This is a genomic window from Rhodobacter sp. JA431 (assembly GCF_900217725.1).
In the GTDB taxonomy this organism is placed as follows: Bacteria; Pseudomonadota; Alphaproteobacteria; order Rhodobacterales; family Rhodobacteraceae; genus Rhodobacter; species Rhodobacter aestuarii.
Genome location: NZ_OBMP01000002.1, coordinates 41,913 through 60,934, shown reverse-complemented (window position 1 = coordinate 60,934; position 19,022 = coordinate 41,913). Strand labels below are relative to the sequence as shown.

At 59.8% G+C, this 19,022-nt stretch carries 22 protein-coding genes; 10 read left to right on the top strand and 12 right to left on the bottom strand.

The genetic code is table 11. The features are described from left to right. Positions 1 to 12: 12 nt before the first annotated feature. The 8 genes from CRO18_RS03950 to CRO18_RS03915 all read right to left on the bottom strand — a co-directional run bounded on the left by CRO18_RS03950 (position 13) and on the right by CRO18_RS03915 (position 7,608). Positions 13 to 1,233: a cysteine desulfurase gene (locus tag CRO18_RS03950; RefSeq protein ID WP_097081152.1), complete on the bottom strand. Its 1,221-nt coding sequence runs from the start codon at positions 1,231 to 1,233 to the stop codon at positions 13 to 15. 12 nt (positions 1,234 to 1,245) lie between these two features. Beyond that, positions 1,246 to 1,836: a YIP1 family protein gene (locus tag CRO18_RS03945; protein ID WP_076484755.1), complete on the bottom strand. Its 591-nt coding sequence runs from the start codon at positions 1,834 to 1,836 to the stop codon at positions 1,246 to 1,248. Further along, positions 1,833 to 2,336: a YIP1 family protein gene (locus CRO18_RS03940; protein WP_097081151.1), complete on the bottom strand. Its 504-nt coding sequence runs from the start codon at positions 2,334 to 2,336 to the stop codon at positions 1,833 to 1,835. Before CRO18_RS03940 ends, CRO18_RS03945 begins: the two co-directional genes overlap by 4 nt. 10 nt (positions 2,337 to 2,346) lie before the next feature. Beyond that, the gene (gene sufD, locus CRO18_RS03935; RefSeq protein WP_097081150.1) at positions 2,347 to 3,609 is read right to left on the bottom strand and encodes a Fe-S cluster assembly protein SufD; all 1,263 of its coding nucleotides are present in this window, start codon (positions 3,607 to 3,609) and stop codon (positions 2,347 to 2,349) included. Continuing rightward, complete coding sequence (gene sufC, locus CRO18_RS03930) at positions 3,609 to 4,379, bottom strand: Fe-S cluster assembly ATPase SufC (protein WP_076484752.1); 771 nt, start codon at positions 4,377 to 4,379, stop codon at positions 3,609 to 3,611. Before sufC ends, sufD begins: the two co-directional genes overlap by 1 nt. A gap of 69 nt (positions 4,380 to 4,448) precedes the next feature. Beyond that, positions 4,449 to 5,963, bottom strand: a complete 1,515-nt coding sequence (sufB, locus tag CRO18_RS03925) for a Fe-S cluster assembly protein SufB (protein WP_076484751.1) — start codon at positions 5,961 to 5,963, stop codon at positions 4,449 to 4,451. A gap of 28 nt (positions 5,964 to 5,991) precedes the next feature. Continuing rightward, positions 5,992 to 7,068 (bottom strand): cysteine desulfurase family protein, encoded by a 1,077-nt coding sequence (locus CRO18_RS03920; RefSeq protein WP_097081149.1) that lies wholly within the window; start codon positions 7,066 to 7,068, stop codon positions 5,992 to 5,994. A gap of 81 nt (positions 7,069 to 7,149) precedes the next feature. Further along, positions 7,150 to 7,608: an Rrf2 family transcriptional regulator gene (locus tag CRO18_RS03915; protein ID WP_076484749.1), complete on the bottom strand. Its 459-nt coding sequence runs from the start codon at positions 7,606 to 7,608 to the stop codon at positions 7,150 to 7,152. Positions 7,609 to 7,846: 238 nt separating this feature from the next. On the opposite strand from CRO18_RS03915, the gene CRO18_RS03910 reads away from it, so the two are divergent. The 6 genes from CRO18_RS03910 (at position 7,847) to CRO18_RS03885 (ending at position 11,664) form a co-directional block, all read left to right on the top strand. Continuing rightward, on the top strand, positions 7,847 to 8,506 hold the full coding sequence (locus CRO18_RS03910; RefSeq protein ID WP_076484748.1) for an alpha/beta hydrolase: 660 nt from the start codon (positions 7,847 to 7,849) through the stop codon (positions 8,504 to 8,506). A gap of 1 nt (position 8,507) precedes the next feature. Further along, positions 8,508 to 8,735, top strand: coding sequence for a hypothetical protein (locus tag CRO18_RS03905; RefSeq protein ID WP_076484747.1), 228 nt, complete (start codon positions 8,508 to 8,510; stop codon positions 8,733 to 8,735). Beyond that, positions 8,732 to 9,328, top strand: a complete 597-nt coding sequence (locus CRO18_RS03900; RefSeq protein WP_097081148.1) for an HD family hydrolase — start codon at positions 8,732 to 8,734, stop codon at positions 9,326 to 9,328. The genes CRO18_RS03905 and CRO18_RS03900 overlap by 4 nt, the downstream gene beginning before the upstream one ends. After that, complete coding sequence (locus tag CRO18_RS03895; protein ID WP_097081147.1) at positions 9,304 to 9,792, top strand: hypothetical protein; 489 nt, start codon at positions 9,304 to 9,306, stop codon at positions 9,790 to 9,792. The genes CRO18_RS03900 and CRO18_RS03895 overlap by 25 nt, the downstream gene beginning before the upstream one ends. An 8-nt stretch (positions 9,793 to 9,800) precedes the next feature. Then, positions 9,801 to 10,361, top strand: a complete 561-nt coding sequence (locus CRO18_RS03890) for a hypothetical protein (RefSeq protein WP_097081146.1) — start codon at positions 9,801 to 9,803, stop codon at positions 10,359 to 10,361. An 88-nt stretch (positions 10,362 to 10,449) separates the two neighbouring features. Then, positions 10,450 to 11,664: an NADP-dependent isocitrate dehydrogenase gene (locus CRO18_RS03885; protein WP_097081145.1), complete on the top strand. Its 1,215-nt coding sequence runs from the start codon at positions 10,450 to 10,452 to the stop codon at positions 11,662 to 11,664. Between the two features lie 70 nt (positions 11,665 to 11,734). Here CRO18_RS03885 and CRO18_RS03880 read toward each other — a convergent pair whose 3' ends face one another. Beyond that, positions 11,735 to 11,971 carry a hypothetical protein gene (locus CRO18_RS03880; protein ID WP_097081144.1) on the bottom strand — a complete coding sequence of 79 codons (237 nt, stop codon included), beginning with the start codon at positions 11,969 to 11,971 and terminating at the stop codon, positions 11,735 to 11,737. A 423-nt stretch (positions 11,972 to 12,394) separates the two neighbouring features. Here CRO18_RS03880 and CRO18_RS03875 point away from each other — a divergent pair, with 423 nt between their 5' ends. The 4 genes from CRO18_RS03875 (at position 12,395) to typA (ending at position 15,903) form a co-directional block, all read left to right on the top strand. Then, the gene (locus tag CRO18_RS03875; protein ID WP_076484743.1) at positions 12,395 to 13,012 is read left to right on the top strand and encodes a YitT family protein; all 618 of its coding nucleotides are present in this window, start codon (positions 12,395 to 12,397) and stop codon (positions 13,010 to 13,012) included. A gap of 51 nt (positions 13,013 to 13,063) precedes the next feature. Then, positions 13,064 to 13,681 (top strand): YitT family protein, encoded by a 618-nt coding sequence (locus tag CRO18_RS03870; protein WP_076484742.1) that lies wholly within the window; start codon positions 13,064 to 13,066, stop codon positions 13,679 to 13,681. After that, positions 13,678 to 14,010, top strand: a complete 333-nt coding sequence (locus tag CRO18_RS03865; protein WP_076484741.1) for an SMR family transporter — start codon at positions 13,678 to 13,680, stop codon at positions 14,008 to 14,010. The genes CRO18_RS03870 and CRO18_RS03865 overlap by 4 nt, the downstream gene beginning before the upstream one ends. A 72-nt stretch (positions 14,011 to 14,082) precedes the next feature. Next, the gene (gene typA, locus CRO18_RS03860; RefSeq protein ID WP_076484740.1) at positions 14,083 to 15,903 is read left to right on the top strand and encodes a translational GTPase TypA; all 1,821 of its coding nucleotides are present in this window, start codon (positions 14,083 to 14,085) and stop codon (positions 15,901 to 15,903) included. Between the two features lie 132 nt (positions 15,904 to 16,035). On the opposite strand, the gene CRO18_RS03855 is transcribed toward typA, so the two are convergent. Genes CRO18_RS03855 through CRO18_RS03845 form a run of 3 tightly spaced genes read right to left on the bottom strand, consistent with a single transcriptional unit; the run spans position 16,036 to position 18,847 of the window. Continuing rightward, positions 16,036 to 17,112 (bottom strand): ABC transporter ATP-binding protein, encoded by a 1,077-nt coding sequence (locus tag CRO18_RS03855; RefSeq protein ID WP_076484811.1) that lies wholly within the window; start codon positions 17,110 to 17,112, stop codon positions 16,036 to 16,038. A gap of 50 nt (positions 17,113 to 17,162) precedes the next feature. Continuing rightward, positions 17,163 to 17,969: an ABC transporter permease gene (locus CRO18_RS03850; protein WP_076484739.1), complete on the bottom strand. Its 807-nt coding sequence runs from the start codon at positions 17,967 to 17,969 to the stop codon at positions 17,163 to 17,165. Continuing rightward, a complete protein-coding gene (locus CRO18_RS03845; RefSeq protein ID WP_076484738.1) occupies positions 17,966 to 18,847 on the bottom strand; it encodes an ABC transporter permease in 882 nt (293 codons plus the stop codon). The genes CRO18_RS03850 and CRO18_RS03845 overlap by 4 nt, the downstream gene beginning before the upstream one ends. Between the last annotated feature and the right edge of the window lie 175 nt (positions 18,848 to 19,022).

The following is a 19,022-nucleotide window of genomic DNA, read 5'->3' as shown; positions in this document are numbered from 1 at the left end:
TTTGTTTGCGCCTTAGCCCAGAAGATCGTGGCACAGGTCAAGCGCAGAAACGAGCGCATCCACCTCGGCGCGGGTGTTGTACATCGCAAAAGACGCGCGCGCGGTGGCCGAAAGCCCCAAGTGCTGCATCAGCGGCATAGCGCAATGGCTGCCAGCCCGCACCGCTACGCCTCGTTGGTCCAAAATCGTTGAAATATCATGGGCATGGGCCGCGCCATCAAGCGTGAAGGAAAAGATCGCGCCTTTGTCCTTCGCCTGCCCCTGCACCTGCAGCCAGTTGAGCCCAAAGAGCTTTTCTTCCGCATAGGTGCGCAAGTCGGCCTCGTGCCGGGCCACGTTTTCCATGCCGATCTGCATCAGGTATTCAAGCGCCACACCCAGCCCGATTTGCTGCACAATGCCCGGCGTGCCCGCCTCAAACCGCATCGGCGGTTTGGCATAGGTGACGGTGTCGCGGGTGACCGTGTCGATCATATCGCCGCCGCCAAAGAACGGGCGCATCTCATCCATCCGGTCACGCTTGATATAGATCGCGCCAGAGCCGCTTGGCCCGTAAAGCTTGTGCCCGGTGATCGCGTAGAAATCACAGCCAATATCGGCGACATCGACCGGCCCATGCACCGAGCCTTGCGAGCCATCGACCAGAACCGGAACGCCTTTTTCATGCGCGCCAGTGCAAATGGTTTTCACATCCACCGCCGTGCCGAGCACGTTCGACATTTGCGTGATCGCCACCAGCTTCGTGCGCGGGCCAATCGCCTCCAGCACCTTTTCAGCGGGCAGGCTGCCATCGGGCTCAATCTCGACCCATTTCAGCACCACACCTTGGCGTTCGCGCAGAAAATGCCACGGCACGATATTGGCATGGTGCTCCATGATCGAAAGCACGATCTCATCGCCCGGTTGCAGTCGCGGCGCGGCCCAAGCGTAGGAGACAAGGTTGATCCCCTCGGTCGAGCCGGTGGTGAAGACGATCTCTTCTTCATCGGGGGCGTTGAGGAACTTTGCCACCGTGCCCCGCACCGCCTCATACCGCTCGGTCGAGATATTCGAAAGCGTGTGCAAACCCCTGTGCACATTGGCATAATCTTCGCGATACATCTGATCCATCGCGTCGATCACACACAAAGGCTTTTGCGCCGAGGCCCCATTGTCGAGATAGACCAGCGGCTTTCCATGCACCTGCCGCGACAGGATCGGAAAATCGGCGCGGATCTTTTCGACATCGAACATCGGCAAGCCCTTTCAGCTTTCGGTCATGAATGGCGGCGTAAGGCCAAGCGATAGAAACACAGAGCCCAGCATCACCGCCGAGCCAAATAAGACGGCCAGAACCCCTGCCCCGGTCAGCCACATATTGGTGAACCCATGCAGCGCGGCAGTAAATTGGATCAAGAGCCAGATCATCAGCACGAAGATGGTCAGCGTCATCAAAACGCCAATCACCGGGAACAGCGTCAGCACCACCACCTGCACCGCTTGCGCGCCCACCAAGATCGCTTGGATCCAGATGATCACCGCAAAGGCGCCCGCAAAATTGCCCTGCCCACCGAATTGGCGGCCAAAGATCGTCAGCGCGGCCGCCGCGTAAAGCATCAGCCCCGCTTGCACGAGCCCAAGCCGGACCGGCGAAGCGGTCGGGCCAAGGTCGATGCCCGTCACGAGCGAAAACAAAATCTCGCCCAAGGCGCCCAAAGCGGCCCCCGAGGTGATCACCGCCGCCAATGCCAGCCACCGTGCGGAGGCGGTATTCAGCAGGCTCTGCACCATTTGCGTGGCCGCTGTCGGATTGGACAGGCTCAGTCGCACCAGCGCAAGATAGGCCGAAAAGGTCATTCTGGGGTCCCGGTTTGCACCGGCTCAAATTGGGTCACTTTGATCCCCATGCCCCAAAAGAGCACAAAGACCGCAAAGACGATCCCGCCGATCACATTGGCTTGCAGTCCCGGACCAATCATCCCGGTGACCAGCCCTTGCAGCAACATCAAAGGCGAGACCGAAAGCAGCGCCCAGAACAGCGCAAGCCGCCCGCCATAACCATCGCCGCGCCCACCGACGAGCCGCAAGGCTTGGGCGACAAGCCACGCCAGTAGGTAGATGAAAGGCGTCACCGCCGCCAAGGCCATTGCCGTGCCCAGCATCAACCCGGCCATTGGCACATCGGGGTTTTCAAACTGTTCGCGGGCAAGGCGCGGCCATTGTGCCGTGAAGATCACGATCATGGCCGCGACGAGCAGGGTGAAAAGCCGTGGTTCAGATCGTGCGCGGGAAAAGTGTTGCCGCACCACCTTGCGGGGGCTGCGGTAGCTGCGCCAGATATCGTCCACGGCGGCCATAAGGCGCTCCTTAGCTGCGGTGCCGCGCCAGCCAATCTTCGAGCCGGGCGACGATTTCCTCTTTCAGCGCCTCATCCTCGATCTCGTCGATCGCATCGGCAAGGAAGCTCAGCACCAACAGGCCCTTGGCTTCCTCTTCCGGCACGCCGCGCGAGCGCAGATAAAACAGCGCCGTGTCGTCAATGGCCCCGGTTGTGGAACCATGCGAGCACTTTACGTCATCGGCATAAATCTCGAGTTCGGGCTTGGCAAGGAACTGGCTGTCCTCATCCAGCAAGAGCGACTGGCTGATTTGATAGCCATCGGTCTTTTGCGCGCCGGGTTTGACCCAGATTTTGCCTTGAAACGTACCCAAGGCCCCGTTTTTGAGCACTTTTTTGAAGACTTGGCGGCTTTCACCGCGCAGCGCCCCATGCGTCACAAAGACCGTGTCATCATGGTGGAATTTGCCGTCTTTGCCATCGCCCAGTGCCGCACCGGCGATATGGGCCACCGCATCGTCGCCGACCATGTCGATATAGGCTTCGTTGCGGGTGAGCTGGCCATTCACCGTCAGCGTGAAGCTTTTGAACAGAGCCTCGCTGGCGACGCGCGCAAAGATATGCGTCACGGCACGACGGTCTTGTTCGGCCCCTTGCACGCGGATGTGGTGGAAGCGCGCGCCCTTGGCGACATCCACTTCCATCGCTTTGTTGAAGCGCGCCCCGGCCGGGCCTGTTTCCAAAATGGTGAGTTCTGCGCCCTCTTCCATCTTGATCAGATGGTGCAACACCGGGTCGGAAGCCTCTGATTTGTGGACATAAACCAGATTGATGGCTTTTTCGGCCTGGGCCGTAACACGGATCAAAAGCCCATCCGAGGCCTGCGCGGTATTGAGCGCGGCAAAGGGGCGTTTCACCGGGTTTTGGCCCACCGCTTCAAGCGTGCCATAGAGACCCGTCGCCCAAGCCGGCTCCGAGGCCGCAAGGCGCGAGATTTCCACCCCGCCCATCGCCAGATCGTCTGAGGCTTCGGCATCAAAGACACCATCGACAAACACGACCTTGAGGCTGTTCACCTCGGCAAACAGCGGCGCTTCTGCCTCGCCCGGCGCGGCCGGGGTTGCGGTTTCGGCGTTAAACGGGGTCGGGTCGGTCCAGCGCCAATATTCATCGCGCCGACCGGGCAGGCCCATCGCGGCCAGCCGATCCGCCGCCGCTTGGCGGCCCGCATCAAAGCCCGGCCCGGCGGGCTGCGCCGCAAGCCGCGCGCTCAAAGCTTCGCTCGCCGCCATCACTTCGCCTCCGTCAGCCCATGCGCCGCGAGGATCTCGGCATAGCCGTTCTTCTCGACTTCCAGCGCCAGCTCCGGCCCGCCGGTTTGCAAAATGCGGCCATCGGCCATGATATGCACGACATCGGGTTTGATATGATCGAGCAGGCGTTGGTAGTGGGTGATCACCAAGAAGCTGCGGTCGGGCGAGCGCAGCGCGTTCACGCCATCGGCCACAAGACGCATCGCATCCACATCGAGCCCGGAGTCGGTCTCATCAAGGATGCACATCTTCGGCTCAAGCATCGCCATTTGCAGGATCTCGTTGCGCTTTTTCTCGCCGCCCGAGAAACCAACGTTCACCGGACGCTTCAGCATATCGGCATCAATCTTCAACGTTTTCGCTTTCGCGCGCACAAGCTTGAGGAATTCGCCCGCCGAAAGCTCTTCTTCGCCGCGCGCTTTGCGCTGCGCATTGAGCGCGGTGCGCAGGAAGGTCATGTTGCCGACGCCCGGGATCTCGACCGGGTATTGGAACGCCAGAAACAGGCCCGCCGCCGCACGCTCTTCGGGCTCAAGGTCGAGCAATTCGGTATCGCCCAGCTTGGCCGAGCCATCGGTTACTTCATAGCCATCGCGACCCGAAAGCACATAGCTCATGGTGGATTTGCCAGAGCCGTTCGGCCCCATGATTGCATGCACTTTGCCTGTTTCGACCGTCAGGTTCATCCCCTTCAGGATCACCTTGTCCTCGTCTTCAAGTTTGACGTGCAGGTTCTTGATTTCAAGCATGTTTTTGTCCTTGGGGTCAGCGGTGCGCAGGCCGCGCGCAGGAAAGGGAAAAGAATTGGGTGGCGGGCATCAGCCCACCGACCCTTCAAGCGAAATGGCAACGAGCGATTGGGCTTCCATGGCAAATTCCATCGGGAGCGCCTGCAACACGTCGCGGCAGAAACCGTTCACAACCAGCGCCACGGCCTCTTCTTCGCCCACGCCACGCGCACGGCAGTAGAAGAGTTGATCATCATCGACCTTGGAGGTGGTCGCCTCGTGTTCGACGCGCGAGGAGTTATTCTTCACCTCAATGTAAGGCACGGTGTGGGCGCCGCATTTATCGCCAATCAGCAAGCTGTCGCATTGCGTGTAGTTGCGCGAGTTTTTGGCGCGCGGGTGCATCGACACAAGGCCGCGATAGGTGTTTTGCGCTTGGCCTGCGGAGATACCCTTGGACACAATCCGCGAACGGGTGTTTTTGCCAAGGTGCACCATTTTGGTGCCGGTGTCGGCTTGCTGGTAGTTGTTGGCAATCGCGATCGAGTAAAACTCGCCCGAGCTGTCATCGCCGCGCAAAATGCACGACGGATATTTCCAGGTGATCGCCGAGCCGGTTTCCACCTGCGTCCACATCACCTTGGCGCGCGGCTCACGGCAATCGGCGCGTTTGGTGACGAAGTTGTAGATCCCGCCTTTGCCTTCCTCGTCGCCGGGGAACCAGTTTTGCACGGTGGAATATTTCACCTCGGCATCTTCCAAGATGACAATTTCCACAACGGCGGCATGGAGTTGCGCGGTATCACGCTTCGGCGCGGTGCAGCCTTCAAGGTAGCTGACATAAGCGCCCTTGTCGCAGACGATCAGCGTGCGCTCAAACTGCCCGGTGTTTTCCGCGTTGATGCGGAAATAGGTGGAAAGCTCCATCGGGCAGCGGGTGCCCGGCGGCACATAAACGAACGAGCCATCCGAGAAGCAGGCGCTGTTGAGCGTGGCAAAGTAGTTGTCGGTTTGCGGCACCACCGAGCCAAGGTATTTCTTGACGAGTTCCGGATGCTCTTTGATCGCTTCCGAGATCGAGCAAAAGATCACGCCCGCTTCGGCCAGCTTTTCCTTAAAGGTCGTGCCAACCGAGACACTATCAAACACCGCATCCACGGCGACCTGACGTTCTTCAAGGTTGATATTCTCGGCCCCTTCAACGCCCGCAAGGATCATCTGTTCCTTCAGCGGAATGCCGAGTTTTTCGTAGGTGGCGAGCAGTTTGGGGTCCACCTCGTCCAGCGACTTCGGCTTTTCCACCATGCTTTTGGGGCGCGCGTAATAATACAGGTCTTGGTAGTCGATCTTCGGCAGATCGAGCAAAGCCCATTCCGGCTCTTTCATCTCGACCCAGCGCGCGTAAGCCTGAAGACGCCATTCCAGCATCCATTCCGGCTCATCATTCTTTTGCGAAATCAGACGCACGATCTCTTCGGAAATGCCTTTGGGGGCATATTCCATTTCGATCTCGGTCTCCCACCCATATTTGTAGGAGCCCATGTTCTGGACGGTTTCGACCGTTTCGCGGTCCACGCCCTCGCGGATGTCCGTTTCCTGCGTCACCTTCGTTCCCTCTCCGCCTTTGCCCGCGTCAGCGCCTGCCGCGGTGCTTTTGATAGGCTGCGCGCCATGTATCGGCAAAGCGCAGCACCTCATCCCGTGTCACTCCCGGACCCAACGATATGCGTATCGCCGAACCCGCATCTTCTTCGCCCCATCCCATCGCGCGCAGCACGCGACTTGCGCGCACCTTGCCGGAAGAACAGGCCGAGCCCGCCGAGATCGCAAAGCCTGCAAGGTCCATCCGCATCACCTGCGTCTCGCCCTTCCAGCCCGGCGCGACCACCGAAAGCGTGTTGGGCAGAACCTCCAGCGGCCCCTCACCCGTCGCTTTACACTCTAGCGGCGTCTCCCATCCGGGAAAATAGACTTCTTTCGTCGGGAATTCCAGAGCCTCTTTTAGAATATTTCTAATCTCGGCGATTTCCGCCCACATTCCTTGGGCCAAATCGGACGCCGCAGCCTGTGCAGCAGCGCCGAAACCAACGATTCCGATCAAGTTTTCAGTGCCTGCGCGCCGCCCCATCTCTTGCCCGCCGCCTTTCAGCTGCGCTGCAATTTCCGTGCCACGCTTCACCACCAAGGCCCCAATTCCCTTCGGTCCGCCTAATTTATGGGCGGAAATAAAACCGCAAGTCACGCCCAGCCAGTTGAAGGCAAAGGGAATCTTGCCAAAAGCTTGGGTCAGATCCGCCGCCCAAAGCCCCTCGGGCAGCACCTGAATCACCCCGGTTTCGGAATTGGCGAGTTGCAGCGCGGCGCTTGCAGGGTCGCTCACTGTCACCCGGCCCCAACCATCCACGCTGAGCCGATTGTCGCACCATGCCGAAACGGCATCATGTTCGACCTCTGCGCAAGCGACGCCCCGGCCCGCAAGCGCGAGCGCGGCGGCTTCGGTCGCGCCAGAGGTAAAGATGATATCCGCCCCCTCGGCCCCAAGCGCCGCTGCGATCTGCGCGCGGGCGGTTTCAATCGCCGCTTTCGCTGCGCGCCCTTCGGCATGCACCGACGACGGGTTGCCGGTGATCTCCATCGCCGCAACCATCGCCGCGCGCGCCTCGGCGCGCAGCGGGGTTGTGGCATTCCAGTCTAGGTAAAGTCGTGTCATTTCCGCCCGGGCGCGTGGCGCGCATCAAGGAACCTTTTGATCCTTGTCCGAGAAATTGCGCAGCGTTGCAACCTTGCGGGTTTACTCGTCCACAACCGAAAACAGGTTCGGCACCGCCGGGCAGGGTTTGAGCGTGTTTTTCACCACATCTTCCAAGGTGGTCTGATGCAAAAACACAAAAACCTGCGCCGAGAGGCTTTCCCACAAACGGTTGGCGAGCGATTGCGCGCGGCTCCCCGACACACCGCCCGAGGCCCCTGCCCCCACATGCAAAGCCGAGACCGTTTCATCCACCGCCTCAAACACTTCTGAGATACGGATATCCGCAGGCGCTTTGGCGAGTTTGTAGCCGCCACCCGGCCCCCGCACCGAGGCCACAAGCCCCGCGCGCCGCAGCCGCACAAAAAGCTGCTCGAGATAGGGCAGCGAAATATCTTGTCGTTTGGAGATTTCGGCGAGCGAGGTCATCTGCGCAGGGCCGATCGTTGCCAGATCGGCCAGCGCCACCATCGCGTAACGCCCTTTGGTCGAAAGTTTCATCCGCTCTCTCCTGCGCGCCCCTTTTTGCAGCCGATATTCCCGCCACAGTTGCGCCACACAACGCAAGGGAAAATGGGCGAAGCATTGACGCCGCGCCCCGGGCCGCTTAACTCGGGGTCATCCGAATGCCCGGCATTGTGCCGGGTTGGTTTCGTCCTAGGGTTTTGGGCTTTCTGCGTCAAGTTTTCGCAAAGCCCAACCCCGGGGGCCGAAACGGCAAAAGCCCAAGCGAGTGAGCATGCCCGAAGTTATTTTTCCCGGTCCCGAAGGTCGCCTTGAAGGTCGCTACCACCCGCAGCCTGCCCCCGATGCGCCGATCGCGATTTTCCTGCATCCCGATCCGCAATACGGCGGCACGATGAACAACCGGGTTGTTTACAACCTGCATTACGCGTTTCACAAAATCGGCTTCACGGTGTTGCGGTTCAACTTCCGTGGCGTGGGCCGCAGCCAAGGCGAGTACGATCAGGGCATTGGCGAATTGTCCGATGCCGCCTCGGCGCTCGATTACCTGCAAGCGATGAACCCGAACTCCAAGCATTGCTGGGTCGCGGGCTTCTCCTTTGGCGCGTGGATCGGCATGCAGCTTTTGATGCGCCGCCCCGAGATCACCGGTTTCATCTCGGTCGCGCCGCCCGCGAATATGTATGACTTTTCGTTCCTTGCGCCCTGCCCGTCTTCGGGGCTGATCATCAACGGCACCGCCGACCGCGTGGCCCCGCCCAAAGACACGCATACGCTCGTTGCCAAACTGCGTGAGCAAAAAGGCATCACCATCACCCATGAAGAGATCGAAGGTGCCGATCACTTCTTCAAAGATGATGAGGCGCATATGAAGCCGATGATCGAGACGGTGCAATCTTACGTGAAGCGCCGCCTGACCGAGGGTTCGCGTTAAGATGGCGCTGATCGACGAGTTAGCCGAGGCACTGGCCACCGAGGTGATGGAGGCCCAGAAAGCTCTGGGCCCCAAAGCCGACCGGTTGTTCATGGAAGTGGGCAATCACATCGGCACCTCGTCGCCCTCGTTCCAAGAAGCCTTCATGACGGCCTGTCGTCTGCACATGGCCGCCGAGCGCGGGCGCGATTTCTTTGAAGCGCGACTAAAGACGCTGCGCGAGGAATGACCGACCGGCTGGAGCAACAATTCGCCTTCCTGCGCGAGGTGGAAAAGCTCAAATCGGTGACCCGCGCGACGCCGATCCATGATGCCTCGCGGCCCGAAAACTCTGCCGAACATAGCTGGACGCTGGCGCTTTACGCGCTGGTGCTGGCCGATCAAGCCGCGCCGGGGGTCGATGCGCTCCGCGCCGTGAAAATGCTGCTTATCCACGACATTGTCGAAATTGACGTGGGCGATGTGCCAATCCATTCGGCAGGCGGCACGGCACATAGCTCCGCCGATATTCAAGCCGCCGAACTTGCCGCGGCGAAGCGCATTTTTAGCCTTCTTCCCAAAGACATGGCTGACGAATTTCAAGCGCTCTGGGAAGAGTTTGAAGCGGCTGAGACACCGACCGCGATCTATGCCAAATCGCTCGACCGCGCGCAGCCAGTGCTGCTCAACCACCAATCGGGTGGCGGGTCGTGGATAGATTATGATGTGACATGGGACCAGCTAGAGACCCGCGTCGGCTCCAAAATCGCGCGCGGCCTTCCCGGTGTGTGGGACTGGGTTCAGGCGAGGATCCGCCCGTGGTTTCAAAAGCACCGGGGCTGAAAGAAAAGCTGAAGCGATTGGGCTGGCATATGCTGGTTTTCTTTCTGCCCTTTGGCTTTGCGCTACCGATGCAGGCGTTTTGGCATCCTTTCGTTTCCGCACGCGCTAAGGAGTCGTTGTCCCGTTACATGCAAGGCGGGCGCGAGGCATTTTTTGGTGCCGATGCGGACCGTTGGATCTATTTCGCCGATACCGCCCTTGGATTTTCTGCGCTGCTTGTCCCCCTTGCCTTGGTTGGGGGGATCGCCGCGCCACGGCGCGGGGATCGGCATTTTCTGTCCCTGCTCACGACCGCTTGGGTCGGCCTGTTTGGGGTCTTGCTCCTTTTCCCGCAAGCGAAGGTGGTTGATTTCGGCATGGGAGCGGGAGCGCTGATCGCCAGTTGGATGATCTGCGCAGGCGCGGGCACAATGATCGCGCTGGCGCTTTACACTTGGCGCAAAGCCCGTAAGCGGGCGGTGTGACGGAGAGCATGTCGCCGAAGCCCCCCGTTTTGGGGCGTAGACAGCGGGCGCTCGTCGTGGCGGCGTTTGTTGCGCTGTTGGCGGGGGCGCTCTTTGATGGTCTTGAAGGTTTGGCGCAGGCGGATTGGATCGCCTGCCTTGCCCATTCAGATGGCAGCGCGCTTGGCCCACCCCGGATCGCCGAACGCTCGTTGACAGAGGTTTTCTGGCTTTTCGTCGGCCATATGGCAGACACGCCACAAGCGATTTGGCGCAGTGGCTTTGGGGCGCGTTGGGGCATCGCTATGGCGGGTTATTACCTGCCCATCTTTGGGCTCGCGCTGCCGATTGGCCTCGCACGGCAGCGCGCGACCAAAGTGATCTTTGCCATCGCGGTCTTGGGGGTTGTGCTGTTATACATTTTGATGCTGCCGCCTGCGACTACGCATCACTGCGACAGCAACGGCGTGAGGCTCACGTTTGGTCTTGTTCCGCTCTTAACGATTTTTGCGGCGGTTCCGGCGATGGCGCTGACGGTGCTAAGCACAGTTTGGGGCGCGCGCCGCTCTGGGGCGCAGAGCCGCAGATGAAATCGGTATACAACCGCATACACTACTAGCCAAGCCAAACAGAAGCGGTTAAAAGACGGGCAACGAGTCACCAACCCGTGAGGCCCTTATGACCAAGATCAAGGTAGACAATCCCATCGTCGAGATGGACGGCGACGAGATGACCCGGATCATCTGGGATTTCATCAAGAAGAAACTGATCCTGCCCTATCTCGATATCGATCTGCTCTACTATGATCTGGGCATCGAAGAGCGTGACCGCACCAACGACCAAATCACCATCGATTCCGCGATGAAGACGAAAGAGGTTGGCGTTGCGGTGAAATGCGCCACCATCACGCCCGACGAAGCCCGTGTGGAAGAGTTTGGCCTCAAGCAAATGTGGCGCTCGCCCAACGGCACGATCCGCAACATCCTTGGCGGCGTGATCTTCCGCGAGCCGATCATCTGCAAAAACGTGCCGCGCCTTGTGCCGGGCTGGACCCAGCCGATCGTGGTTGGCCGTCACGCCTTTGGCGACCAATATCGCGCCACTGACTTCCTGTTCCCGGGCAAAGGCAAGCTGACGATGAAATTCGTTGGCGAAGATGGCACCGTGATCGAGCGCGACGTGTTCGACGCCCCGGCTGCGGGCGTGGCGATGGGCATGTATAACCTTGATCAGTCGATCATCGATTTCGCCCGTTCGTCGATGAACTATGGCTTGCTCAAAGGCTGGCCGGTGTACCTGTCGACCAAGAACACCATCCTCAAAGCCTATGATGGCCGCTTCAAGGATCTGTTCCAGAAGGTCTATGAGGAAGAGTTCGAGGCCGAGTTCAAAAAAGCCGGTATCCATTACGAGCACCGCCTGATCGACGATATGGTCGCCTCGGCGCTGAAATGGTCCGGCGGCTATATCTGGGCGTGCAAAAACTACGATGGCGACGTGCAGTCCGATACCGTGGCGCAGGGCTTTGGCTCGCTTGGTCTGATGACCTCGGTGCTGATGACGCCCGATGGGAAAACGGTTGAGGCCGAAGCCGCGCATGGCACCGTGACGCGTCACTACCGCCAGCACCAAGCCGGCAAAGAGACCTCCACCAACTCGATCGCCTCGATCTTTGCTTGGACGGGCGGCCTGAAGCACCGTGCCAAACTCGATGGCAACGAGGCGCTGGCGAACTTTGCCGCGACGCTTGAAAAAGTCTGCGTGCAGACCGTCGAAGACGGGTTCATGACCAAAGACCTCGCGCTCTTGGTTGGCCCCGATCAGAAATGGCTCACCACCATGGGCTATCTCGAAAAGGTCGACGAATATCTCAACAAAGCGCTCGCAGGCTAAGCGGCCCACCGCGCACACAAAGAAAGGGCCGGGGTTTCCCGGCCCTTTTCAATTTGTTAGAGGCAAAACTTCACCAGCCGAAATGGGTCCAATGCGGCATCGGCGGTGAATGCCCCCGCGGCGGCAAGCCGATGTCGCGCCGCATATGGTCATCAAGCTCCGCGAATTTTTCCGCCAAGGGCGCGCGCGCGCGTGGCCGCATCAGCGCAGCCAAAGCCGCCAAAACCACGCGGCGTGCCCCATGCAGGGCGATCAAAGTTTCAAGATGGAGATGGAGCGCAAGCTCCGGATCATCGGTCCGTGTCATAGATTTCCCGGTCGAAACCGGCCTTCTGGTTTGGGTTGGAAAAGACCGGACCCGGCCAAGGGCCTGCGCAGCACGCGGGAAACTGGGGAAGATCCGGTCAAAGGTCAGACGATTGGTGCAAAGGCACCGGGGCTCTTGCGGGGTTTAGGCGCGTGCGCGCGAATAAACGCCTGCTGGGACGGTCTGGGCCGCCCAAGTCTTAAACCCACCGGTTCGGAGAGTGGTCGTAACGTTGGTCATGATCCGCCCTCCTTGTCTGAAATTGCCGGATGCCCGTAAAAATGCATGGCAAAGGGATTCGGGCCAGCAAAATGTCCTTTGCCGCGCAAAGCCCCGCAGGCCGTGGCACGCCGGCCACAGGCGGATGATAGCGCTGCAACAGCCCCTCTTGCCCCTTTTTCATACCCGTGCCAGAAGCGCGCCATGATGACACCTGACGCCCCTCCCGCCGCCCGCCACAGCCCCCTTGACGATGCGCAAGGGCTGGTGTCTGGCACCATGCTCACCGCGCTTTCGGTGGTGTTCTTGCACGGCTCGGGGCTGTTTACGGGCCAAATCGCGGGGCTTTCGCTGGTGCTGAGCTACATCACCGGCTGGACCTTTGGCGCGATCTTCTTTTGCCTCAACCTGCCGTTTTACTGGCTCGCCTTCCGGCGTATGGGGCTAAAGTTCACGCTCAAAACCTTCATCGCCATTGCACTGATGTCCGGCTTTTCGTTGCTGGCGCCGCATCTTATCGACTTTGCCTCGCTCAATATCGCGGCGGCGGCGGTGCTGTCGGGCGTGATCTCGGGCGCGGGGCTTTTGATGCTGTTTCGTCACGGCGCCAGCCTTGGCGGCGTGGGCATCGTTGCGCTTTATCTGCAAGACAAGACCGGGTTCAAAGCGGGCAAGACCCAAGTCATCTTCGATTGCGGCGTGTTTTTGCTCGCTGTCTTCGTGCTGCCCTTCGATAAGGTTTTGTGGTCGCTTTTGGGCGCAATGGTGCTGAATGCCATTATTCTCATCAACCACCGCCGTGATCGCTACGTGGCAAGCTGACCTTCCTTTAGTTTTCTTGACGGAATGTCGCATCAGGCCTATATTTAGGTCATGAGTGTTGACGCAAATGTCCCGCCCCGCCGTTACACGTTTTTCGAGGACATTCAGGGCCTCGTGATTGCCTCCGCGCAGGCCGCGCTTGGCATCCACCTGTTGCGTGCCGCCGGGCTGGTGACGGGCGGCACGGCGGGGATGGCGCTCATTCTGTCTTACGCGACGGGCTGGAACTTCTCGGCGCTGTTCTTTGGCCTCAACATCCCGTTTTACGCGCTCGCTTGGTGGGCGCGCGGTCCGATCTTTTGCTTCAAATCACTCGCCACGGTGACGCTGGTGTCATTGATGGCCGAGGCGCTCAAACCCTTCGTCGTGCTCCAAAGCATCCACCCCGCTGCAGCGGCGCTTTTGTTTGGCGCGGCGGCGGGCGTTGGGCTTTTGGGGCTCTTCCGTCACTCCGGGTCTTTGGGCGGCGTGTCGATTGTCGCGCTCATTTTGCAAGATAAACTTGGCTGGCGCGCCGGATATGTGCAACTTGGACATGACCTGTGTCTGTTTGCCTTTGCCGTTTGGCTTTTGCCGCTCGACCGGGTGGGTTGGTCCCTTCTGGGGGCATTGGTTTTGAACTTTGTGATTGCCTTTAACCACCGAAGGGATTGGTACATCGTCTCATGATCAAGACTTATCTCCTTTTAATCATTGCGGTTTTGTTTGAAATCTTTGGCTCCAACTGCCTGCAAGCATCGCAACAATTCACCCGGTTCTGGCCGACCGTGGGCGTGATCATCAGCTTTGGTTTTGCGTTTTGGTTCTTTACTTTGGTGCTGCGTGAACTGCCGCTTGGCATCACCTATGCACTTTGGTCCGGGCTTGGAATCATTCTCATCGCCCTGTCCGGGTGGCTGATTTTTGGCCAAAAACTTGATCTTCCCGCCGTTTTCGGCATCGGTCTGATCCTTTCGGGCATCCTTGTCATAAACCTGTTTTCGTCTGCCAGCCATTGAGGGCGCGCTTAACGCTGGCCAAACGGGTGCTTTTCGCTTATGCGGCACTCAAATCTCGAACAGGCGGACCCCATGGACATTCGCAATATTGCGATCATCGCACACGTTGACCACGGCAAGACCACTCTTGTCGACAAGCTCCTGAGCCAATCAGGTGCTTTCCGTGAAAACCAAGCCATTGCCGAACGGGCGATGGACAGCAACGATATTGAGCGCGAACGCGGCATCACCATCTTGGCCAAATGTACCTCGGTCGAGTGGAAAGGCACGCGCATCAACATCGTTGACACCCCCGGCCACGCCGACTTTGGCGGCGAAGTGGAGCGCATCCTGTCGATGGTCGATGGCGTTTGCTTGCTGGTCGACGCCGCCGAAGGGCCGATGCCGCAAACCAAGTTTGTGACCTCGAAAGCGTTGGCGCTGGGGCTCAAGCCGATTGTCGTGCTCAACAAGGTCGACAAACCCGCCGCCGACCCGGAAAACGCGCTGAACGAAGTGTTCGACCTCTTTGCCAACCTTGGCGCGACCGACGAGCAGCTTGATTTCCCGCATGTCTATGCTTCGGGCATTGGTGGCTGGGCGGATCTGGAACTGGATGGCCCGCGCCAAGACCTTTCGGCGCTGTTTGACCTGATCCTCAAGCACGTTGAGCCGCCGAAACAAGAATTCCGCGCCGACGAGCCGTTCCAAATGCTGGCGACGACGCTTTCGGCCGACCCGTTCATTGGCCGCATTCTGACGGGGCGTGTGGAAGCGGGCCGTTTGAAAGTGGGCGATACGCTGAAAGCGCTGAGCCGCACCGGTGAACGGATTGAACAATTCCGCTGCACCAAAATCCTCGCCTTCCGTGGCCTGACGCAGCAGCCGATTGACGTGGCCGAAGCGGGCGACATTGTCACCATCGCGGGCATGACCAAAGCCACCGTGGCCGATACGCTCTGCGCGCTCGACATCGAAGCGCCGATCCCGGCCCAGCCGATCGACCCGCCGACGATCTCGGTCACCTTTGGCATCAACGACAGCCCCTTGGCCGGCAAAGACGGCAATAAGGTGCAATCGCGCGTGATCCGCGAGCGTCTGATGAAAGAGGCCGAGGTGAACGTGGCGATCCGCGTTGAAGACACGCCGGGCGGGGAGGCTTTCGTTGTCTCGGGCCGGGGCGAACTTCAAATGGGCGTGCTGATCGAGAACATGCGCCGCGAAGGCTTTGAACTTTCCATCTCGCGCCCGCGCGTGATCTTCCGCGAAGAGAACGGCGAGCGGATGGAGCCGATTGAAGAAGTCATCGTCGATGTGGATGATGAATATTCCGGCGCGGTGATCGAAAAGCTGACCGGCCCGCGCAAAGGCGATCTTGTCGAGATGCGCCCGGCGGGCCATGGCAAGACCCGGATCGTCGCCCATGTGCCCTCGCGCGGGCTCATTGGCTACCAAGGCGAGTTCATGACCGACACGCGCGGCAACGGCGTCTTGAACCGCATCTTCCACGGCTGGGCCGCCTACAAAGGCCCGATCGCGGGCCGTCGCCAAGGCGTGCTGATCTCGATGGAGAACGGCGTTTCGGTAGCCTATGCGCTGTGGAACCTGGAAGAGCGCGGTAAGCTCTTCATCGGTGCGCAAGAGCAGGTCTATCAAGGCATGATCATTGGCGAGCATTCGCGCGACAACGATCTTGAGGTGAACCCGCTCAAAGGCAAGAAGCTGACGAACGTGCGCGCCTCGGGCACCGATGAAGCCGTGCGGCTGACGCCCCCGGTGCGGATGAGCCTTGAGGAGGCCATCGCTTACATCGACGATGATGAGCTTGTGGAAGTGACGCCGAAAATCGTGCGCCTGCGCAAGCGCCTGCTGGATCCGCATGAGCGCAAACGCGCCGCGCGTACCGAAGGCTAAGAGGAAGAAGGGGGGCGCTGCCCCCCTCTTTTGTGCGTGCCGCACAAAATTCACGCCCCGGGATATTTGCACAAAGTCGAAGGGCGCCCGTTCAGAGCGCCCTTTTGCATTGCGGTGAACCGCCCTGCCCTTTTAGCGGAAAAGCACCAGCGCACCGGGCGACCACGCCACGCGGGTGCGGGTGCCCACATCGAGCACCTCGCGGCCAAAGACGTTGCGCATGGAAATCCGCACCGGCTTTTCAACGCCATCCAGCTTCACATCGTAATAGGTCATGTCGCCGTAATAGACGACCTCATCAATCACGCCCGGCGCTTCGCGGTCGGTCGCGGTTTGGCCTTCATACAAGATTGTCAGCGTTTCGGGGCGGAAGCCCACCGCCGCAGGCTCGCCCGTGGGGATGGCCTGCGCTTGATCATCGGTGATATCCACCGGGCCAAGCCCCGCGACCTCCAATTGTACATGGCCATTGCCCTCGCCCAGCACCGTCGCGGGCAGGAAGTTCATCACGCCGATGAAATCCGCCACCCGGCGCGAGGCGGGGCGCCGGTAAAGCGTTTCGGGGTCGGCGAGTTGTGCGATCTCGCCTTCAAACATCACTGCGATCCGGTCAGACATGACAAGCGCTTCTTCTTGGTCGTGGGTGACCAGAACGAAGGTGATGCCCACCTCGCGTTGCAGCTTGATCAGCTCGACCTGCATCTGCTCGCGGATCTTTTTATCCAGCGCGGAAAGCGGCTCATCAAGGAGCAGCACCTTGGGCTTGAGGATCAGCGCGCGGGCCAAAGCCACCCGTTGGCGTTGCCCGCCCGAAAGCGCATGGGCTGCGCGGGCGCCATAGCCCTTCAGCCCCACCATTTCGAGCGCTTGTTCCACCGCTTGCGCCTTTTCCGCCGCCGGGCGCGGGTCGCGGCGCAGGCCAAAGCCCACGTTTTCGCCCACCGTCAAATGCGGGAAAATCGCGTAGGATTGGAACACCATATTGGTGGGGCGTTTGTTCGGCGGCACATCTTCCATATGCTTGCCGTCGATCAGCACAGCGCCGGATGAAATGTCTTCAAACCCCGCAATCGTCCGCAGGAGTGTGGTCTTGCCACAGCCCGAGGGGCCAAGGAGCGAGAAGAACTCCCCCTCGCGGATCACCGCAGAAATGCCGCGCAGCGCGTGGTAATCGCCGTAATATTTGTGCACCTGATCGAATTCGATCATCTTGCGGCGGCTTTCGAGCGGCGCGGGCGCGGCTTTCGGGGCGGGTTGGTTCACAGGAAACCTCCGGTATCTTTGGCGCCGGTTTTCGCAAGACCGCGACGGCGGAAATATTCGGCCAAGGTGAGCAAGATGACCGAGGCCAGCACCAAAACCGTGCCAAGCGCCATGATCATCGGGATTTGTTTCGGGAAGCGCAACTGCGAGTAAATATAGGTCGGCAGCGTCACCTGCTCGCCCGCAAGGAAGAAGGCGATGATGAACTCATCGAGCGAGATGGTGAAAGCCATCAACGCCGAGGAAATGATGCCCGGCGTAACCAGCGGCAGAATGATCAGCCGGAAGGTGGACCATTTCGTCTCTCCCAGATCATAGGCGGCTTCTTCGAGCGATTGATCGAGCGTCGAAAACGCCGCGTTCAGCACCGCAATCGCATAGGGCGTGGCAATCAGCACATGGCCCAAGATCACGGTGAAAATGGAGAGCGTCATCCCCATGCCCAAAAGCACGACGAGCAAAGACACTGCCACGATGATCTCGGGCAGGACCAGCGGCAGCATGATCAGCCCCATCACCCCTGCTTTGCCTGCGTAATGGTAGCGGGTGGCGGAGCGGGCGGCGAAAATCCCAAGCGTCGTGGACAGGATCGCGGTCGAAAGCGCAATGATCAGCGAATTCACCAGCGCGCGGCCCAGCGTGTCATTCGAAGCCATTTGCCCAAACCACTCAAGCGTGAAGCCCTTGAGCGGGAAGGCAATCACCGTGCCGTCATTGAAGGCAAAGACCGGCAAAAGCAGGATCGGTGCATACAGGAAAAGCAGATAGAGGAGCGCGTAGAGCCGCAGGCCAGAGAATTTCATTTCGGCCCCCTCAGGAAGCGGCGGTTGAGGAAGAGGAAGATCAGCGAAATCGCCGCCACAACGAACATCGAGGAAACCGCAATCGCCGAGCCAAGCGGCTTATTGTCGATCTTCAGCATATCCATCTGGATCATATTGGCGACCATGGGCAACTTACCGCCGCCGATGATGACGGGGGTGACGTAATCGCCAATCGTCGGGATGAAGACAATCATCACCGCGCCAATCACCCCCGGCATCGCCAAGGGCAGCGTCACGCGCCAAAAGGTCATCAAGCGGCTTTCGCCAAGGTCTTGGCCTGCTTCCAAAAGCGAGCGGTCGATTTTCTCAAGGCTCACAAAGATCGGCAAAATCGCGAAGGGCGCGTAGGCATGGGCGAGCGTGATCGCAATCGCGCCGATGGTGTTGAGCATTTGCAGCGGGTCATCGGTGATGCCGAGCCCCATCAGCACCGAGTTGATCACCCCATTGTAGCCAAGGATCACCTTCCACTGAAACACCCGGATCAAATAGGACGTCCAAAACGGGATGGTGATCAAAAACAGCCAGCGCGATTTATTGGCCGCAGGCACATTGAACGAGATGAAATAGGCAATCGGAAACGCCAACACCACGGTGACAAAGGTCACGATCGCCGACACCGTCACCGAGCGCAGCAAGATCGCGCGAAAGATCGGGTCGCTCCACGCCTCGATATAGTTGGCGGTGGTGAATTCGTGGATCACCTCCAGATAGCCATCCTTGAAGAAGGAATAGGCAAAGATGATCACCAGCGGCGCCGCCAGCAGCAGCACGGCATAGATCAGCGTAGGGCTGACCATCAAATAGCCATTGGCCGTTTCTGAACGCGCCAGCCGCCGCAAGGGGGATGCCGACATGAAATTCTCCCTCTGGCCCGAAGGCACGCGCTGCAGGCAAATGCGCGCAGCTTTGGCCAAATTTGCACAGGCCATCGGCAGAGAAAAGGGGGGGCGGTGCGCGCGCGGGCAGGCAAACGCAGCCACAAGCGGCAAATGCCAAAGATTTGTGCAGCCCGCCCAAGCGGCTCAACTA

Excerpts from the sequence above, each read along its gene's own strand:
- CRO18_RS03850 (WP_076484739.1), bottom strand. The coding sequence starts at position 17,969 with ATGAAATTCTCTGGCCTGCGGCTCTACGCGCTCCTCTATCTGCTTTTC.
- CRO18_RS03945 (WP_076484755.1), bottom strand. The coding sequence starts at position 1,836 with ATGACCTTTTCGGCCTATCTTGCGCTGGTGCGACTGAGCCTGTCCAAT.
- CRO18_RS03870 (WP_076484742.1), top strand. The coding sequence starts at position 13,064 with ATGAGTGTTGACGCAAATGTCCCGCCCCGCCGTTACACGTTTTTCGAG.
- sufD (WP_097081150.1), bottom strand. The coding sequence starts at position 3,609 with ATGGCGGCGAGCGAAGCTTTGAGCGCGCGGCTTGCGGCGCAGCCCGCC.
- CRO18_RS03890 (WP_097081146.1), top strand. The coding sequence starts at position 9,801 with ATGTCGCCGAAGCCCCCCGTTTTGGGGCGTAGACAGCGGGCGCTCGTC.
- CRO18_RS03865 (WP_076484741.1), top strand. The coding sequence starts at position 13,678 with ATGATCAAGACTTATCTCCTTTTAATCATTGCGGTTTTGTTTGAAATC.
- CRO18_RS03885 (WP_097081145.1), top strand. The coding sequence starts at position 10,450 with ATGACCAAGATCAAGGTAGACAATCCCATCGTCGAGATGGACGGCGAC.
- CRO18_RS03910 (WP_076484748.1), top strand. The coding sequence starts at position 7,847 with ATGCCCGAAGTTATTTTTCCCGGTCCCGAAGGTCGCCTTGAAGGTCGC.
- CRO18_RS03940 (WP_097081151.1), bottom strand. The coding sequence starts at position 2,336 with ATGGCCGCCGTGGACGATATCTGGCGCAGCTACCGCAGCCCCCGCAAG.
- CRO18_RS03845 (WP_076484738.1), bottom strand. The coding sequence starts at position 18,847 with ATGTCGGCATCCCCCTTGCGGCGGCTGGCGCGTTCAGAAACGGCCAAT.
- CRO18_RS03855 (WP_076484811.1), bottom strand. The coding sequence starts at position 17,112 with ATGATCGAATTCGATCAGGTGCACAAATATTACGGCGATTACCACGCG.
- sufC (WP_076484752.1), bottom strand. The coding sequence starts at position 4,379 with ATGCTTGAAATCAAGAACCTGCACGTCAAACTTGAAGACGAGGACAAG.
- CRO18_RS03900 (WP_097081148.1), top strand. The coding sequence starts at position 8,732 with ATGACCGACCGGCTGGAGCAACAATTCGCCTTCCTGCGCGAGGTGGAA.
- typA (WP_076484740.1), top strand. The coding sequence starts at position 14,083 with ATGGACATTCGCAATATTGCGATCATCGCACACGTTGACCACGGCAAG.
- CRO18_RS03875 (WP_076484743.1), top strand. The coding sequence starts at position 12,395 with ATGATGACACCTGACGCCCCTCCCGCCGCCCGCCACAGCCCCCTTGAC.
- CRO18_RS03950 (WP_097081152.1), bottom strand. The coding sequence starts at position 1,233 with ATGTTCGATGTCGAAAAGATCCGCGCCGATTTTCCGATCCTGTCGCGG.
- CRO18_RS03920 (WP_097081149.1), bottom strand. The coding sequence starts at position 7,068 with ATGACACGACTTTACCTAGACTGGAATGCCACAACCCCGCTGCGCGCC.
- CRO18_RS03905 (WP_076484747.1), top strand. The coding sequence starts at position 8,508 with ATGGCGCTGATCGACGAGTTAGCCGAGGCACTGGCCACCGAGGTGATG.
- CRO18_RS03915 (WP_076484749.1), bottom strand. The coding sequence starts at position 7,608 with ATGAAACTTTCGACCAAAGGGCGTTACGCGATGGTGGCGCTGGCCGAT.
- CRO18_RS03880 (WP_097081144.1), bottom strand. The coding sequence starts at position 11,971 with ATGACACGGACCGATGATCCGGAGCTTGCGCTCCATCTCCATCTTGAA.